12 protein-coding genes are annotated in these 18,723 nt (G+C 63.3%); 2 read left to right on the top strand and 10 right to left on the bottom strand.

What is annotated here, in order from left to right:
- Positions 1-2,080 (bottom strand): S8 family serine peptidase (locus tag KJ554_01215; protein ID MBU0740951.1); only part of this gene is annotated, 2,080 nt, incomplete at its 3' end.
- 173 nt (positions 2,081-2,253) lie between these two features.
- On the opposite strand from KJ554_01215, the gene KJ554_01210 reads away from it, so the two are divergent.
- On the top strand, positions 2,254-3,438 hold the full coding sequence (locus KJ554_01210; protein MBU0740950.1) for a PLP-dependent aspartate aminotransferase family protein: 1,185 nt from the start codon (positions 2,254-2,256) through the stop codon (positions 3,436-3,438).
- A gap of 10 nt (positions 3,439-3,448) precedes the next feature.
- A complete protein-coding gene (locus KJ554_01205; protein MBU0740949.1) occupies positions 3,449-4,726 on the top strand; it encodes a hypothetical protein in 1,278 nt (425 codons plus the stop codon).
- An 87-nt stretch (positions 4,727-4,813) separates the two neighbouring features.
- On the opposite strand, the gene KJ554_01200 is transcribed toward KJ554_01205, so the two are convergent.
- From KJ554_01200 to KJ554_01160, 9 genes are all read right to left on the bottom strand, one after another.
- A complete protein-coding gene (locus tag KJ554_01200; protein ID MBU0740948.1) occupies positions 4,814-6,496 on the bottom strand; it encodes a hypothetical protein in 1,683 nt (560 codons plus the stop codon).
- A gap of 105 nt (positions 6,497-6,601) precedes the next feature.
- On the bottom strand, positions 6,602-7,786 hold the full coding sequence (locus KJ554_01195; protein ID MBU0740947.1) for a dehypoxanthine futalosine cyclase: 1,185 nt from the start codon (positions 7,784-7,786) through the stop codon (positions 6,602-6,604).
- A 12-nt stretch (positions 7,787-7,798) separates the two neighbouring features.
- Positions 7,799-8,653 carry a menaquinone biosynthesis protein gene (locus KJ554_01190; protein ID MBU0740946.1) on the bottom strand — a complete coding sequence of 285 codons (855 nt, stop codon included), beginning with the start codon at positions 8,651-8,653 and terminating at the stop codon, positions 7,799-7,801.
- A complete protein-coding gene (locus tag KJ554_01185; GenBank protein MBU0740945.1) occupies positions 8,650-9,852 on the bottom strand; it encodes a glycosyltransferase family 4 protein in 1,203 nt (400 codons plus the stop codon). Before KJ554_01185 ends, KJ554_01190 begins: the two co-directional genes overlap by 4 nt.
- 2 nt (positions 9,853-9,854) lie before the next feature.
- A complete protein-coding gene (locus KJ554_01180) occupies positions 9,855-11,678 on the bottom strand; it encodes an AAA family ATPase (protein MBU0740944.1) in 1,824 nt (607 codons plus the stop codon).
- A 167-nt stretch (positions 11,679-11,845) separates the two neighbouring features.
- Positions 11,846-13,810, bottom strand: coding sequence for a sulfatase-like hydrolase/transferase (locus tag KJ554_01175; protein MBU0740943.1), 1,965 nt, complete (start codon positions 13,808-13,810; stop codon positions 11,846-11,848).
- Between the two features lie 374 nt (positions 13,811-14,184).
- On the bottom strand, positions 14,185-15,756 hold the full coding sequence (locus KJ554_01170; protein MBU0740942.1) for a hypothetical protein: 1,572 nt from the start codon (positions 15,754-15,756) through the stop codon (positions 14,185-14,187).
- 62 nt (positions 15,757-15,818) lie between these two features.
- Positions 15,819-17,288: an O-antigen ligase family protein gene (locus KJ554_01165; GenBank protein ID MBU0740941.1), complete on the bottom strand. Its 1,470-nt coding sequence runs from the start codon at positions 17,286-17,288 to the stop codon at positions 15,819-15,821.
- Between the two features lie 19 nt (positions 17,289-17,307).
- On the bottom strand, positions 17,308-18,723 hold the full coding sequence (locus KJ554_01160; protein MBU0740940.1) for a hypothetical protein: 1,416 nt from the start codon (positions 18,721-18,723) through the stop codon (positions 17,308-17,310).

Genomic DNA, 18,723 nt, shown 5'->3' with positions numbered 1-18,723 from the left:
GGTTCCCGCCCGAGAAGACGAGCCTGGCGCCCGCCGCCGGGTCGGCGGCCTCCCCCACCACAACGGTGTTCCACAGCGAGAATTCGCGGGCGGGCAGGCCCGAGAGGTCGCCGCCGTCCAGGGCCGCGATCACCCGCGCGCTGTAGACGCCCGGGGCGGCCAGGCGGGCCGCGTCGTAGGTGACGTCGATTTCCATGGCCATGTCGCCGCGGATGTAACGCTGCGACGGCAGGACCTTCAACCAGGGCGCCTCGCTCTTGAACGAGAAGGAGCGGAAGAAGACGTCGCGCTCGTCGGGCGTCAAGTCGGGATGGAAGACGGGCCGCACCCTGAAGGTGACGCGCTGCGGCGCGGCCGGGAAGCCGCCGGGCGTGCGCCAGTACGCGGCGGGCGCCAGGCCGTCGGCCTGGAAGGGACAGGCGGTCTCGATCGCATAGTCGAGAACGCGGTGCGCGGACGCGCTCCGGGCCTGCTCGCGCAAGACCCGCCAGCTGCCTGGAATGTCGACCAGGCCGCCGCCCTGGTCGAACAGGTCGAGTCCCGGCACGCGCACGGCGCCGGCGATCAGGGCGCGCTTGACCATGCCCCAGTGCACGGTCAGGTCCTCCTGGAGCGCCGCGCTGAGCAGACAGGCGACGGCGCCGGCGGTCTGGGGCGAGGCCATCGAGGTCCCGTTGTAGCGGGCGCTGCCGTCCTCGAAGCCGGGCACGGTGGAGAGCGCCGATCCGGGCGCGACGACGTCGGGCTTGGGCGCCTCGCCGCCCCGGCTGGAGAAGGCGAACAGGGTGTTGACCGGCAGTTCGGCCTGGTAGAGCTCACGGGCCGTTTCGCGCGAGAGGTAGGCGCCCGAGGCGATCACGCTGCGGCTGGTGGCCGGAATGCCGCTGGTGGACAGCCCGGGGCCCTCGTTGCCGTTGCTGGTGCATACGTAGAAGCCGGGATGCTCGGCCAGCAGCTCGTCCAGCCAGCCGCCGATCGCATCCTCGTCCTCCTCGACGGAATTGATGCCGAAGCTCATGTTCACCACCACGGGCAGCCCGTAGCGCTCGCCGAAGCCCAGGGCGTGCTCGAAGGCCTTCTTCATGGACTCGGTGCGCGTGGCGCCGCCGCTGAGACGATTGTCGCCGAGCTTGCAGGAGATCAGCCAGGCGCCCGACGCCACGCCGTGCAGGCCGGGCTGTCCGCCGACCTCGTGCCCCGCGGCGATGCCTGCGCAGTGGGAACCGTGGGCGCCGGAGTCGTGGTGGAACTCGACCGTGGGCGCGACGAAGCGGCCGAGCCAGTCCTCGGCGTCGCGCACGTTGACGGACCAGGCCATCATCGAGCGGCTTTCCTCGTCCTGGGGGCTGCTCAGGCCGAAGACGTCCCAGTCCACGTGGTAGTCGCGCAGGGGCCGCTCGTCTTCCAGATGGCCGTCGCCGTCGGTGTCCACGACCACCAGCCAGACGCGCCGGGCGGCGCGTTCGCGCGCCACCGCGCCCGCCGCGGTCTCGTTGAGACCGGCCAGCAGGTCCAGGCCCCTGCCGGCTCCCAGCGCGGTCACGGCGTCCCCTTGCTCCGCCGTGTAGACCAGGAAGCCGAAGACGTCGGCGGCGTCGCCGTCGTCGTTGACATCGGGCACGTCTTGGTTGTTGATGAACTGCTTCTCGGAGATCAGGCCCATGTAGACCGGATACAGGTCGTCGCCGGCGACCGGCGCCACGGGCAGGCCATCGGCTCCCTCCAGCCGATGTCCGTCCGGATGCGAGAAGACGCCCTGCTCGAATTCGGCCTCCACGACCTCCCATTCCCCCTCGGGCGTGAAGTCGCGCACGTCCAGGATCTTGTGGGCGCCCGTCGCGGTGGTCTGCAGCCCCGGAGCGAACTCGTCGACGCCGGTGTCGAGGATCGCCACGACCACGCCGCGGCCATCCCAAGCGGGATGCGCGGCGCGCCAGGAAACGGCGCCGATGTCGCCGGCGGGCAGGTAGGGCCAGAGATCGCCGGCGGGCGGATCGGCCAGCGCCGCGGGACAGCAAGCCGGCGCGGCCAGCGACAGCGCGAACAGGATCCTGGCGAACGGGAACGTCATCCGGCTCATGGGAACCTCCAGCAATACGGGGGCCTTTTACAACTCGCGACGGGGAGTCTATTATATGAGCGGTAGCGGGGGCGAACAAGCCGGATCCCCCGTCGCGGATCGCCGGCAGCCCCCACGCGGACGCCGCCAGGAAGAGCGCCCCGCCGCATTGAATCGGAAAGGAAGCAGAGATGATGGACGCAAAGAACATGCGCATGCATACCAAGGTGGTTCACGCCGGTCAGCACCCGGATCCCGCGACGGGAGCCATATCCGTGCCCATCTACCAGTCGTCCACCTTCCGTTTCCGCGAAGCCGCCGAAGGCGCGGCCCGCTTCGCCGGCACCGACGACGGCTACATCTACACGCGCCTCGGCAACCCCACGACGGCGCACCTCGAGGAATGCATCGCCACCCTCGAAGGCGGCTGCGGCGCCCTGGGAGCCGCCACGGGCATGGCCGCCGTGAACACGGTGTACTTCACGCTGCTGGGCCAGGGCGATCACGTTGTCTGCACCGAGGCGCTCTACGGCCCGTCCCGCACGGTGCTGGAGACGGAATATTCCCGCTTCGGGATCGACGCTACCTTCGTCGACTCGTCGATCATCGAGAACGTCGAGAACGCCATGCGGCCGGAAACGAAGCTGGTCTATATCGAGACGCCCGCCAACCCCACGCTGAAGATGACGGACATCGCCGCCTGCGCTGCCATCGCTCATGCGCACGGGGCCCTGCTGGCGGTGGACAACACCTTCTCCTCCCCGATCCTGCAACAACCCTTCGACCTCGGCGCCGACATCATCGTGCACAGCATGACGAAGTTCATCAACGGCCATACAGACGTGGTGGCCGGCATGGTCGTCGCCAAGAATCCGGACGTCTTCACGCGGCTGCGCAAGGTGCACCGCAACCTGGGCGGGACCATGGATCCCCACCAGGCCTGGCTCGTGCTGCGCGGCGTGCGCACCCTGGCGCTGCGCATGGAGAAGGCGCAGGCCAACGCCATGGATCTGGCCCGCTACCTCGAGTCCCATCCCAAGGTCACCTGGGTTCGGTATCCCGGTCTCGAGAGCCATCCCCAGTACGAACTGGGACTGCGGCAGATGTCCGGCCCCGGGGCCGTGATCTCCTTCGGGGTAAAGGGCGGGTTGGAGGTGGGACGCACGGTGATAGACAACGTCCAGATCCCCACCCTCGCGGTGAGCCTCGGCGGCATCGAGAGCCTGATCGAGCATCCCGCGTCGATGACGCACGCCGGAATTCCTCAGCACGAACGCGAAGAAGCCGATATCACGGATGATCTGGTCCGCTTGGCCGTCGGCTGCGAGGACGTCGAGGACCTGCGGGAGGACCTCGCCAGGGTCCTGGACATGATCTGAAAGTCGAGCGATGCATCAACGCTGGGTAGACGCCTCGAGTCTGGAGACCAGGAACGCGTCCGGCGATCCCTGGGACGTGGACTACAGCGCCCACCCCCTGCTCGACCCGCGGTTCGTGCGGCGTTCCTCGCGCATCGGGCGCTTCTTCCGGCAGATGTACATCCGCATCCGCGACGACGACGACGCCTACCGGGCCGAGATCAAACGCATGCTCAATCCTCCGTTGCGCGACGGTGGCGGCAGCCGCGGGCCGACGGAGCTGATCCGCTACCTGACCGAAGCCGAAACCTACGTGCGGGACCTCGTGTCCCTGCTGCCCGCATCGTCGCGGGAGCACGCGCGTCCAGACGCCAACATATCTGCCTGCAACGACATGCGAACGCTGATGTCCTTCCTCTTCTCGCCGGAGGATCCGCGCACCCGCTACGAGGCGCAGCGCAAGCTCTATCTCGCCAAGCTGCTGCTGGACATCGATCATTCGCGCCAAGTCCAGCTGGGCCCCAAGCACAAGGCCTATTTCGAGCGTCTGCTGCGCGAGGGCCTGTGGGAATACGCCCTGGACACCAACGTCGTGGAGGTCGGTTTCCATATCGACGAGGACGGCGAGTCCATCCACTACAACCTCAAGCCCAAGCCCGGGCAGGAGCGCTTCGAGTTCAAGTCGATCTTCCTGGAGAAGGCGGTCAGCGGGCGCAAGATCGCCCTGGACGTGCTCTACTACAACTGCCGTTTCAAGCGGACGGTGGTGCCGATCTCCTACGAGATCGTCGATGGCAGCCACCGCGTCATCGAGCGCAAGCGCTGGGACGCCACCGGGGAGCGCAGCAGCGGCCCGCTCCTGTCCAAGATAATCCGCAAGGGAATCCAAGATCCGGACGAGATCAGCGATATTCTCGGCGCCATGTTCATCGTCCACGACGAGGACGCCATCAACGACCTGCTGACGCTGCTGGACAGCGTCTTCGGCAATCCCATCTCGTGGCACGACGTCACCGACACGCTGGTCGACAGCCACGACGAGCGGCATCTCGACCGCCACTCGGGCCGCGGCTACCGGGTCTACAAGGGGGATCTGGGCATCCTGCATCCGTCGGACGTTCCCGGCGGCCTGCCCTACCGGTTCCACGTCGAGGTGCAGACCTACGCCCTGGAAGGATTCCTGCGCACCGTCCACGGCGCGCACGACGCCAATCACCTGGCGCTCAAGTTGAGGCAATTCCTCCACGGCCTCGTGCCTATCATCTTCCCGCGCTCCATCTACGGCGAGGACTGGTTGCGCCTGCCTTGACAGGCCGTGGGCGGTCCGGCGCCGGATCTGCCCGATAACAGAAAGCCCGCCCTCGTCGGGCGGGCTTCGCGGACCGGGGACCACGGGTCAGATGTCGATCAGCTCCTTCTTGTCGAGTCCGACCGCCCGATCGGGCTCCAGGTTACCGCTCGCCTCCTCGTCCCAGAACTCGTCGATATCGAGATCGTCCAGGTCGAACCCATCGATGGCGGCGGCCTGCTCCGGACCTGCCCCGACCGGCCAGCACGCGCTTTGCCGATAGGCGGACCGCACAGGTTTCTCGCCGGGGCCGGCCTGTCCGGCGCGGCCGGATTCCCCCGTCCCGCCCCTGCCGCCGGCGATCTGCTGCAACACCTCGATCATGTACACCATCTCGCCGGCCTGGGCCGAGAGCTCCTCGCTGGACGCCGCGGTCTGCTCGGAATTGGCGGCGTTGGACTGGGTCACCTGTTCCATGTCGGCGACGGCGTTGTTGAGCTCCTCGATGCCCACGGCCTGCTCGCCGCTGGCGGTCGTCACCTCGCGGATCAATTCGGTGACCTGCGCGATGCTGTCCGAGATGCTGCGGATGGCTTCGGAAATCTCGGCGGTGACCTTGACGCCGCGCTCGGCGTCCTGCTTGGATTCGGCGATCAGGGCCGTGGTGTCCCTGGCGGCCTCGGCGCTGCGCTGGGCCAGGTTGCGCACTTCCTCGGCCACCACCGCGAAGCCCTTGCCAGCCTCGCCCGCCCGCGCGGCCTCGACCGCCGCGTTGAGCGCCAGCAGGTTGGTCTGGAAGGCGATCTCGTCGATGGACTTGATGATGCGCGCCGTATCGCCCGACGATTTCTGGACCTTGGAGATGGCCTCCTGCATGCGGCTGCCCGCCTCCGCAGAGCGCAGCGACGCCTTGGAGACCACGTCGGCCATGTCGTCCATCTTCGCCGCGTTGGCGGCGTTGAGACGGGTCTTGGCGGAGAGATCCTGCAGGGAGGCGGATATCTGCTCGAGGGTGGAGGCCTGGGTGCTCGCGCCGTGGGCCAGGTCCTGGCTCGATTCGGACAGGTGGGCAGAGGCCGTGGTCACCTGGCCCACGCTCTCGCCCATGCCGACGATCACGCGCTTCAGATCCTTGACGATGTTCCGGGTCAACGACACGACGAGGGCGCCGCCCACCAGCATGCCCAGGGAAACCAATATGAGCAGGACCATTTCGACGCGTTGGTGGAGAGCCTCGATCCGCGCCCGGTAGGTTTCGCAGTAGGCCTGGACCACCGTACGCATGCGATTCAGGATCTCGAACATGCCGTCTTCCGCGGGTATCACGCCATCCTGGTGCATCCGTCTCGCTGCCAGCCATGTCTCCGGCCGCGAGGTGTCGTGAGCCGCGAGCAGCGAGATGATCTCGTTGGCGGCGGCGTGCAATGCGGCGTGACGGTTCTCGATCTGCGCCAGCAGGGATGCCAGTTCGGGCAACAACGTGACGTCCCGGCGTCTGTCCTCGCTCCCGTACCAGACGCCGAACGCGCACCGTGCGGGATCGGTCTGGATGTCCAGGCCGGATACGTCGGCGTTGATGATGGCATCGCCGAGTTCGCGGGTCCAGCTGAGCTGGTCGACCTCGTAAGTCATGAGATCGGTTTCGAGCTGCTGGTTCTCCAGAAAGCGCCGGGTGTTCTTTTCGAGGGAATGGAACCCGAAGGTGGCAATGACCAGGACGATCACCATCAAGCCCATCAGCAGGCCGAAACCGAGACCCAGCTTGCGGCCCAGACTCATTTTCCTTGCCATGTCCATCTCCCACATAGTTCGACGCCGGAACGGTCGCGGGTCTCCGCGCCACAACCTGACTATCTGTTCACTGTATCGGTAGCGAAAGGGATTCATTGAGCGATATCAGGCATCGTCGACGGGGGGAGCGAGGCACCGGACGTTGTAGCCGAAATTCCGCTGGGCAGGGGAGAAACCGGCGCTGCGGATCATCTCTTCGAGGTCGGCCCCGGTCGGGGACCGCGCGACGCCGTCGGCCTGAACCACGCCCTCCTCCGTCATCGTGGCGCCCAGATCGTTGGCGCCGAAGGAGAGGGCGAGCCGGCCCACGCTCTTGCCCTGCGCGATCCAGGACGCCTGGATGTCGGCGAAGTTGTCGAGCGCGATACGCGCGATCGCCAGGGTGCGCAGGTAATCCGGCACCCCCGGATCGCCGCGGGCGGCGGTGCGCGCCATCGAATCGGGCGCGGGCGGGCGCTGCGTGCCGGCCGGCCGGAAGATCCGGGGAGCGAAGGCCGTGTAACCGGACGTCCTGTCCTGGCTCTCGCGCAGGCGCAGCAGGTGCTCGACACGCTCGGGATATGTCTCCATGTGCCCGATCGTCATGGCCGCCGTGGTGGGCAGGCCCAGGTAATGGGCTTCCTCGCTGATCTCGATCCACGCGCGGGCGGTGGTCCCGTCGGGCGCCAACAGACGGCGGACGCGATCGCTGAGGACCCCGGCGTCGTCGCCGGACATGGAATCCAGCCCCGCTTCCTGCAGGCGGCGCAGCACCTCCAGGGTCTGGAGCCCTGACCTCTCGGCGAGGCGACGGACCGCATCGGGCGAGAAGCCTTGTATCCACAGCCGGGGACAGGCCGCCTTCAATTCGCGCAGCATCTTTTCGCGGGTCTCGATCCCAGGGTCGGGAGGTTGCCCGACGTGCGGCAGGATCGGGCGTTCGCCGACGGCGAAGGCGGTGCGGATCTCGGCCATCACCTCGTCCAGCATCGAGCCGTGAGCGGCGACGGCGCCCCCGTGACGGTTGGAGGCGCTGAACCAGCAATCCCCGTGACTCAGACCGGTATCGGTGACGCGGCGGCCGACGACATAGGTGACGCGCCCGGGATCGCAGCGCTCCAGCCGCAAGGCATGAGCCGTGCGTCCCAGGTCGTGCAGGGCCGCTTCCTCGCACAGCAGCAACAGCTCGCCGCCGGTCAGGCGGCGCCGCAGGGACTCGTCGAGGATCTCGAGGGCATCCCCGCTCGAACGCCGGGGCACGCCGTAGGACTCGTCGGGGGCGGTGGGGCCGTCTCCCTCGGGTATGGTCATCGCGGTTCCTCGTCACGTACGTGCCGTGAAATCCACGCCACGGCCGGGTGGGCAGATGGCATGGCGCACACACAGGGTATGAAACCGCCGCAGCCCCGCCATTTCGCGTTCGCCGAGCGCGTAGCACATCGATTCCGCAAAGAACCCGCGGATGACGTCAGCCGAGCAGACGCCCCCCGGGCCGAGACATCCCTCGGCCGCCGCGCGGGCGGCCAGCTCATCTATCCTGGACAGCCCCAAGTCACGGGACCGGGTGAGCAGGGCGACGAGTTCCTCGCGCTCCGCGACGCCCGCTCCGGTCACGAAGCGCCGCCCCAGCGCCCACACCGCGAAAACGAAGGGCAGCCCCGTCATCTGGCGCCAGGTCTCGCCGAGATCGACGATGTGGACATCCTCGCGCCCCTCCGCGCGAAACCGGCCTTCGGCGGCGAAGCCGCGGTCGCCGATGACCAGCGCCGCCTCGTGGTCGTCCAGCAGGGTGTCGACACGGGGTTCGAGCACCTTGAAGTCCGGCTGCACGTCGTAGAGGTCGGCGAAAAGTATGCGCAGGAGCGCCACCGAGGTGCGGCTGCCGCGGTCCACGGCCACGTGGCGTATCCTGGTGGGAGCCACGCGGCTGAAAAGCTTCACGCTGTCCACGCGACGGCCCGTGGCGATGCCCACGCCGGGCACGATGCCGTCCCCGGCGCCGCGCCAGCACTCGACGACCGGGATCAGGGCCGCGTCCGCCTCGTCGGCGTGAAGCAGCTCCGGCAGGACCGACGGTACGGCCGAGATCACGCGCACGCGCTCCGGAGCGAGCTCGTCCAGGGCGTCAACCAGCGGCCGGGCCGCGAGGTAGGGGACCGTGGCGATACGGTAGGTCATGACTTTCCTGCGGTGCCGGCGACGCGGTGGTAGAGGTCGCCCAGATCCCGGCTGACCCTGTCGAGGGAATAATCGCGTCGTACGGACGCCAGGGCGGACGCGCGGCACCGGGCGCGCAGGTCTGCATCGGCGGCCAGGCGCGCGACGGCGTCGGCGAGTCCGGCCGCGTCCGCGGGATCGGCCAGGACGCCGTTGACGCCGTCCTCGATCACATCTTCGATGCCGGGAATGCGGGTCCCCGCGACAGGCAGGCCGGCGGCCATCGCCTCCAACATTACCAACGGCAGGCCTTCCCAAAGCGACGACATGACGAAGCAGTCGGCGGACTGCATCACCCGGGACAGGTCGTCCAGATTGCCGGGCATGACCACTCGCGCCGACAGACCCGACTCGTCGCACAGCCGTCGGTGTTCCTCGCTCAGCGGCCCCTCGCCCGCCAGCACCAGGCGCAATGGGACCCCCCTTGCCAGGAGCAGGACCATGGTTTCGATCAGCGTACGGTAATTCTTCTGCGCGTCGTGCCGCCCCGCCGCCAAGGCCAGGAATTCGCCCTCGCCGCAGCCGAAGCGCGCCCTGATTCGCGTAAGCTCGTCGGATGCCAGGGGTGGCGGTTCGCTCACACCATTGGGTATCACGACCAGCCGGTCGGCGGCGGCCTCCCCCACGCCCAGTTCAACCAGCAACGAGGCCTTCACTTTCTCCGACACGGCGACGACCGCATTACAGTCTTTCAGCATGCGCCGGTAGGCCCAGTGGCGCATCCGGGTCCGGAGAGGATTGGCCGTGTCGCCGTAGGCGAATTCCCGGTTGTTGTGCACCGTGGGGACGACCGCGCACCGTCTCCGCCTCGACAGCAGCAGACCCCAGAAATTGGCTCCGGGTAGATGGCTCTGCAACACGTCGACGCCGTCGGCGGCGAGGGAGGCGGCGAGCAGGCGGTATCCCTCGCGAACGGAGACGAGACATCGCCAGGGACGGGCTGGGGACGCCACGCGATGGTCGAAATAACGCACCGTCACGGCGGGCGAGATCTTGGCCGAAAGAGGGCCAGGGCCGCCCATCACATACAGGTGGGATCGGTCGCCGGCGACGGCGCGGGCGTTGGCGATCTGGACCGCGAGATGTTCGGCACCGCCCATCTGGAGGGCGCCTACCAGCTGGGCCGAGACCAGTGGGCGACCGTCCGCGCGCCCGGCCATCGTCAGCGGATCCTGACGATCATGGTCCAGGTGGAAAGCCTATTGCCTTGCACCACGGCCTGGGCTTGTTGCGCATCCGCCTGATCCGCGTACGGCCCCACATGTACCCGGTACCAGAGCTGGCCGTCGATCGTGACAGCCATGACTTGCGTCGGCATATCGTGGCCTGCGCATTCGGCGGCGAAAATCCGGGCACGCTCGATATCTCGGAACGAACCCACATGGACGTAAAGACCCGGCGGCGGCGCGGGCAGTTCCCTGGCCGCCGGAGTCTCGTCAAGTCCGGCGCCTGCGTCGGTTGCCATCTCGTCCGCGATCCGCGGAGCCGGCTCATCCTCGTCGACGGGCAGCGGGGCGGGTTCCCCCACCGAAAGGGTATCGGTGACTTCCCCGGCGACAAGTCCTTCGTTCCCGGCAACGGCGAGGCTGTCGTCAAGCCCGGCCGCGACGGCGCCGACCGAATCGAAGGGCGCAACGCCCTGCAATCGGTCCACGATTCCGGTGGTGAAACCGTTGTCAGCAACGCCTTCGTCGGCCTCGGCGACAGGACGGGGTTCTGGGAGCAGAGGCAGTTTGATAATGCCCTGGCGATGGGCCAGCAGGCCCAGTGCGGCGACAGAAACCGCCCCGATTATCAGGGCCGACACGAGGATACGCCGCGCGCCACGGGTACGACGCTTGACCGCCATCGGCGCGGACATCTCCGTCTCGACATCTACGCTTTCGTCCTCGTCACCGCCCGCAACGACTGCGGCCGAAACCGCGGGGGCATCAACCTCGCCGTCCGCCCCGGCGGGGGACTCGATCGTGTCGGGCCCCTCGCGTTCGTCCTCGATGGCTGCGGCGGAGGCGGCCAGGGCGGCTTCGGTGATCTCGTCCAGCTCGTCGTCGGAGGGCTGCGGTCCGTCGTCGGCGACAGAGGGCGCGGTTGCAGGCTCGGGTTTCGGCTTCGGCTCCGGCACGGGAGGGGGCGGAGACTCGGAGGACCGTGCGGCGATCGCCGCGGCGATCGATTCCGCGGTGGGCGACTTGGCGAGCGAGGTGTCCTCCTCCACGTGATGCAGGTGCACCTCGTCGTCGCCGTCCACGTAGGCGGCCAGCAGGGCCCTGTCCGCGATCACGTTCACGAGGCGCGGGATGCCATCGCTGAGCGCATGGATGCGTTTGATCGCGTCCTTGCGGAACAGCTTGCGGTCGCAGCCGGCCACCCTGACGCGGTGTTCGAGATAGTCGGCCGTCTCCTCGGGACCCAGCTTGTCGAGATGGTAATGGACCCTGATCCGCTGACGCACCTGGGCCAGCTGCGGCGAGTTGATCTTGGTGCGCAGTCCGGGCTGTCCCGACAGCACAACCTGGAGCGCCTGCTCCTCGGGCGGCCCCAGGTTGGTCAACAGCCGGACGCCCTCCATGGTGGCGTCGTCGAGATTCTGGGCCTCGTCGATGATCAGCAGCAGGCGCTGCCCGCGGCGCATGGTCGCCACCAGCTCCGCCTTAAGCGCGCTCAACAGGTCGGCGCGGTCGGCCGCCGCCGGCACCTGCACGCCCAGTTCGGACAGCAGCATCTTGAGCAGTTCGCGGAAATCCAGTTGCGTGACGTTGATCAGGGCGATCCGGTAGGTCTTGGAGATGTGCTGGGACAGGTTGTACAGCGCCAGGGTCTTGCCTGTACCGATCTCACCGGTGATGAGGATGATGTCCTCGCCGCCCTCGAGGCCGTACACCAGATGGGCCATCGTCTCCTCGAACGCACTCGACCTGAAGAGGAACTGCAGGTGAGGGCTCAGGGAGAACGGAGCCGTGAAAAAGCCGAAATGCTCGTGATACATGGCCAATCTTCGGTTCTATGGCAAATCCGCATGCGGCGCAGACAGACCCGGTAAGCCTGTGCAACGGCCAAACACCCTAAAAGCATCCGGGAGAAGGTACTTGATGATCGACGGCAGGGCAATGATTAGTCTGTCGTTCCCACTGAAGCCTCTCCATATTCCAGGTTCTAGTCGACGTATCCAAGTGCGCGCAATTGCTTCATTTGTTCAGGGTCGATCTTCTGTTCTTCGCCCCTGAACAGAGGCGCGCTGATTTCAAACCGCGCCAACTCACCCTCAAGCAGAGTCGTCATCTCGGTCGCCTTGTCCGATTTCGTTTCGGATAGGTCATTCTGAGCCAACGGGTCCTCAGCGAGGTCGAACAGCATGACCTTGCGTTTGGCCAGGCGGTCCGAATGGTCCAGCTCCTCCGCACCGGACGGTTCCCGGAATATGACCTGCCAATTGCCGGAGATTGCCGATGACCAGAGCTGTTTTTTGTCATCGAACTGGGCGAGCGCGAGATTGGTGCCGGTCGTGTCCGTACCGGAGATCAGGGGTACCAGCGACTCGCCCTCCCAGTACTCGTCGACAGGAATGTCGGCGATATCGGCAAAAGTCGGCATGATGTCGATGCTCTCGACAACCGAGTCGATAACCTGTGATTTCCTCTGCGAAACAGGCTCGACCAGGATTGCGGGCACACAGAGAATCTCCGGGAAGACGGATTTTCCATGACCCCACTTCTTGTGGTCCAGGAACTCCTCTCCATGGTCGGCAGTGATCAGGATCCAGCTGTTGTCCAGAATGCCGTTTTCATCGAACAGTTCGAACAGCCCGGCGATGGACCTGTCGATGGCGGAGAGTTCCTCGCGATAGGCCGACTGCACTTCATCCTTGCGGGTCGCTGAGTAATTGATGATTTGCAAGGGCACGTACGGGTGATGGTAGTACGGCATGTGCGGTTCCATGTAGTGGATGTACATCATCACGGGGCTGTCGGTGGACTGCTTCAGGGACTGTTGGATGGCAGTGTTCAGGCGTGGTGCGTCGAAGTAGCTGGGAGAGTGTTCCGGGCTGAATGCGAAGATGTTGAAGATCCGGAACATGTTCAACCGCCGGCGCAGGAAACTGTAACCGACAAACGATTCTGGGGCCGGGATTTTGAATTCATATGGGGCGACGGAGCTGAATCTGCGAAGTACTTTTTGAAATCCGAATACGGGATCGGTAGCCAAGGTGTTGGAGGTGAACATCTCGGTCCGGTAACCGTTCTCCTGCAGAATCCTGGGCAGGCAGTTGATCGCTTCGGATACCTTAACAGTTGTCTGGTCGCCATTGTCGGACTTTCCGACCGCCAGATTGTAGCAGCCGTGTTGTGCCGGGTACAAAGAAGTGAAAAACGAAGTTACCGACGGCCGTGTTGCAGACGCCACGACGTGGTAGTTGGAGAACCAAGTATTGTCCTGTGCCAGTTGCCAGAGGAATGGAACGTTCTGCCGTGTGAACTCGTCGCGACGGAAAGCCTCGATCTTGACGACGATGAAGTTCGGCGCTTCGTCGGCGGCCCGGCCTGGGGCTTCGACGCTGTACTCCATCTCCGGAGCGCGTTGCTGGTCGGCGTCGAATAGACTCAGCACATTCATTCGCGGGCCCCAGATCAGGGCGTAGATCATGAACATCGCAAACGCCGTTCCGGTCAGCCCCGGCCAGCTGAAGGCACGATGCAAGGCTGTAAGGTTGAACGGGACACGGGAAAGGACAAGCCGGACAAGGGCCAGGAATATCAACAGCACGGCCATGGCAATCAGAACCGGTACATAGAAATACGGGTCAGCCGGATTGATGTAGATTCCTAGAACTGAAATAAGTATGCGGTCCTGGATGTAGATATAAAACGGAGTAAGGATGACGGTAAGGATTGCCAAGGAGTTCATATCGAATTTCAATCTTAATATGAAGTTTCCTGCGGTGAGCATGACTAAGAATCCGAGCATCATCAGAAAGTAGACAGCATACAACAGAATGCCGGTTCCCAGGAGATTCAGCGCTCCGGTCCAGTTGGCGGGGGACAGCAATCCGGGAGCGCGGAAAAACAAGAGTACCATGTCAGCCAGGAAGAATCCCAGTGCAACAGCAAACAGTCTTAGCATGACCTGTCCCGATCGGGCCTTTTGTTCACTAGCCATCTTTGTTCCCTTTCAACCCAATTGGTTCACGGCATCAGCCCGATAAAGGCCAATGCACCCACGGGAGGATTGGGCATAAATGGATATGGAAATCCAATGCCGAATCCAAGCGAGGTGCACCATGGTTGTCAGTCTCGCACACCCATGATTTGATATCAACAACTCAATCCGAACGGAGCCCCGCCCTGGGAACAGGGTCGACGACGCAGGCGACCTGACACTGCGTGAAGCCATGCATAACAAGGGATCTTGGCGCTCACACAGCAGCGTGTCGTCGATGCGCTTGAAAACTGGCTGAGCCATCGAGATTAGAATGAGACTCATCCGGGAACATCAGATCAGTGTCGATATCGACCGGCACTGCGCCGCGCAGTCATGGCCCGCCATACCAGGAACAGCCCCAAGTAGACGATGAACACGAAAGCACCCTTGCAGATGCCGATGACGATGTCTCCGGCGTTGGTGCCGTGAATCGACCAGGCCGACATGAATCGCCCGAAACCGGTCGCCAGGTAGATCAGATATGTGCCGACGGCGATGATGTGATTCTTCAACAAGACACCGAACCAGCCGTCTATGCCCAGACCCAGCCGGTATCTCCGCAGCACCCATAACGACAAAATCAAGTGCAAATAGATGGTGATGGATGAAGCAAGGGCGAGACCCATCACCTTCAGAGGACCGATCATGAGCGCGTTGAGGGCGACGTTCGTCACCAGGTACTGGATTCCCAGCCAGATTCTTTCTTTCATGCGCTGCAGGGAGTGGAAAATGCGGGCGATGATCAGGTTCAGGATCAGCGCCGGCAATCCGAGCACGTACATGGCCATGACGCTTGTCGTCCGTTCAGCGTCGGCGACCGTGAATTCGCCCCGCAGGAAAAGGACCCTGACGATCTCCTCGCTCGCCAGGCAGAACACAAGGGTAGCCGGCAGCACCAGCCGCATCACACGGCCGATGTTGTCTCTGATGTATTCACCGCATCTTGCGATCTCGCCCGCGGCGATCATCTCTGAGATCCTCGTGAACATGACGGTGATGAGAGTCAATTGAAAGAGCTGGATGCCGAATGTCTTGACCGTTAAGGCATAGGCCAGCGAGGAGATGCTGCCCGTCTCCAGGGTCGAGGCGAACATCTTGTCGATGAGCTGATATAGCAGGAGTATGGCCTGGGTCAAGATCATGGCCCAGCTCAAAGACCACAGCTTGCCGGTCACACCATCGGGCAGGTACGGCTTGGCGAACACGACCAGCCCGAGAGAATACGATCGTAGCCAGAGCAGGACCGTCTGAATCACTTGTGAGACCGCGAAACCCAGGGCGATGGACCAGATCCCCATACTCTCGTGAAAAGCGATGAGGGTGAACAATATGATCAGGGCGTTAACCATGGTCATGCTTGTCGCCAGGCGGAACTTGTTGTGGATATTGAGGATCGCCTTGCCCATAGCGACGGTCAGTATGAAGATGCCCGGTAGCGACAGCAGCCTCACCATCCGGACGGCGTACGCTCGCGTTTCGTCGGGCAATCCCGGGCCGGCGACATCTACAACCGCACCCGGCCAGCACAAAAGCAGAAGCGCGAAGATCAGCGCCGGAATGCCGAACAGGGCCGTGATGGCGTTCTGAAAGCCCATCAGTTCGTGAGTCGTCAGGGAACGGCGAAGTTTGATGATGTAAGGGACGATAACGCTCGTGAACACGTTCCCGATCACCGAGCCGACGTACATGACGAGGAAGATGGCCAAGGCATACGCATCATATTGTGGCCCAGCGCCGAAATACTTGGCCAGCAGCATCTGGATAACGATGGTGAGCGGCTTGACAAGCAAGACCAGCGCCATCAGGCGAAGGATCTCGGCATCGAACAGGTGTTTCTTCAGGAATGATCGAATATTACTCGATATCATCTTCAGACCTCGATGGGCAACATACGCAACATACCACCAGAGGCCGGATTGGTGTGACGTTCCTAGGCATGAACGGAGTACCCTGGACCGTGTTTGGGCTCGATCGGATATCCGTATATTACACCCATGATAAGATAGGCAATCACGTTGATCAGGTCGAAATAACGGTAATCGATGACCATGCCACCGACCATATAACAGGCCGCTATCGCAGCCATCACGGTCATGGTATCACGGTTGAACCAACGCCCCCCAGGATCGATCCGCCACTTCCTCACGAACTCCTTGCCCACGAGCACACCCATGGCCAGCAACAGGGAGATGCTGATCAGGCCCTCGTCGGCCGCACGTCCCAGATATATATCATGAGGGACCGTGTTTCGACCGGCTCGCTTGCTGATATAGCCGATGAAGGGGATGTACCCTCCCTGGTTGTACAGCCAGTGTTTATTCTTCGCCGTAAAATACCCTACACCGAACAACGGGTGGTCCGCGATCATTTTCGCACTCATGAGGAAGAATGCGTAACGATTCTCGGTGGTCCCCGAATCGTCTAAGCGTTCCTGTAGAAAATCGCTGTTGGCGAGTCGGAACAACCCCAGCGTGGCGACCAACAGGCCGACGAGGGTCAGCACGATGAGCGTCTTCCTGAACTTGGGTCTCAACAATCCCAGGACCAGGAACGAGATCGACGCAGCGAGCCATGGTCCTCGCGTATAGGCGAGAAGCAAAGCGACGAGACTGCAAACAAAAGAGAGGGCGAGGAGAGCCTTGGCAAACAAGCTCGTCTTGCGGGTCAGAAATATGAAATAGACGGGTATGAACATGGCGATCAACTGGCCGAACAGGGGCGGATGCATTACCGGTCCGCGCGCACGACCCGGGTGCCACAACTGGCCGACTGTCGGGTCGAGAATGGCCTTGGGCCAGACCAGCTGACTCCAGCCGAAATGTTCACCGATCGCGGTGATGTAATAATAGACGGAAAGCCCCAGACAGAAAATGAATATTGTGCGTAACTGACTGTCCGCCTTGATGATGTGCCTGCCGTACAGGTATGCGAACAAGGGTACCAGACTGCTCATGAGCCAGGCGGGGAAAGCGTCCGGCCGCGAGAATATCATGCTCACGAAGATGTAGACGGTGTGGACGATGATCAGGATGTCGACGGTAAAGGGTCCCTGGAGCTTCTTCTTGTAGATCACGAGCTGCAAGAGAAACATGATGATGATCCAGATCAACAGCAGGCGATCGATGGACAGGTCGGGCAATCCCGGCATGGCGAGTCGGACCGAGTATTGAAAACCGGACATGGACAGGAACCAGAGGACCATGGCTATCGAAAGATCCCTGGTGGAAATCTTGAACAGCAGAAATACGCCGATGACTCCGCCCAGGACGACCACGAAATAAAGCAAGCCTAACCATGTGAGAACGAAATAACTGGCAAGGGCCGAAAACGAAACCAGCAGAGACAAGACGATGGAATCGCCCCATACACTGTGTCTGGCTCTGGCTTCGAATTCACTCATGTCCTGGCCACTCCGTGGATCACGATCCCGAATCGGCGGGATCGGTGGATATTGACCCGAGAACAGGGACATTGAGGGCCTGGACGGCCTGGGAGCGGTCGTAGATGCGGTGATCTTGGTTGTCGACGAACCAACCGGTGATGAGCCCCAAGACCATGGCCAGCAGGGCCGCCGTAGCCAGATAGATCGATTTCTTGCTGCCCACCAGAGACATCGTGATGAACGGCTCGTCCAGCCGGAAGATATTGCTGACGCGTATATCGGCCCCGGCTTTCAACTTCACCTCGCCGCGCTTCATCTCCAGGGTTTCCAGAAGGTCCAGCTGGGACTTGATCTGCACGTCGATAGCCTCGATACGGCGTTGCACGTCCGGATAGTCCTCCAGTTGTGCTTCCTGTGCCAGTATGCTCTCCCGGAAGGAATTCTCCCGCTGGGTCAGCTCGTTAATCTCGATCAGGAGGCCGCGCAGGTAATAGTCGCGTTCGCGGCTGATCTCTTTCCAGACTTCCCCCAGCTGTTTCTCCTTGTTGGTGATCCTGCCCGACCCTTCCTGCAACCGGCTGCGAAGATCGGCGAGTTCGGTGAGGAGCTCATCGGCGCGTTTTTTCAGGGTTTGTGAATACGCTCCCGTGCTCGAAGTCGGCAAATAGCTGGGATCGTTCAGGATGGCGTCCTCGATATCCTCCATCCTCGCTTCGAGGGCCTTCCGCTCGGATCGGATGGAGAGCATGCTCGTTTCCAGCTGCCGGATCTGGTGCATGATCGCCGACGTGTTGCCGGCCAGCGCTGCCACTCCCGCTTTGTTCACGATATCCACGCGATGCTGGAACAGGGTGTCGATCTCGACGTGCAGGTTCTCGATTTGATCCGTGTAGTACTCCACGGCCGGCAGATTCTGCTGCGACTTGATGCTGAAACTCATGTAGGCATCGATGATATGCTCGACCACGGCCAGGGCGTATCCACTGTGGATGTGCGAGTAGGTGATGGCGAGGATGTTGGATTCCCCGACCTGTGTGCAATCGACTTCACCCGCCAGCGTCATCAGGACGTCATCGACCGAATTGAAGACGGGGAAGGTCGGATCCGCACCGGACATCACCGACACGCTGTCGAAGAGCGCACCTGCGGCCATTCTCGCAACCGGCAAGCTCATGACGACCTGCGCGGCCGAACTCAACTCCATGTCCCAGTTGATGGTCCCTTGCAAGAAATCCGGCGTCTCCGGCTGTCGGCCGATGATCATGAGCCTGGCCTTGGCGGTTGTTTTGTCGGTGGCTCTCAAGGTCACGAAGGCGGAGACCAGGATGATCGGCAATGCCACGCCCAGTATGATCCAACGCCGCCTGATGAGCAGGGACAACAGGAACTTGAGCTCCAGATCGCTGCCCGACGAAGGAGCCGTTGTACCTTGCTCTGGACTACCTGCCTGCAT

The sequence above is a fragment of the bacterium genome (genome assembly GCA_018814885.1).
Classification (GTDB): Bacteria; Krumholzibacteriota; Krumholzibacteriia; order LZORAL124-64-63; family LZORAL124-64-63; genus JAHIYU01.
Note: the sequence above shows the minus strand (reverse complement) of the source record. Positions and strands in the feature narration are given on the sequence as shown.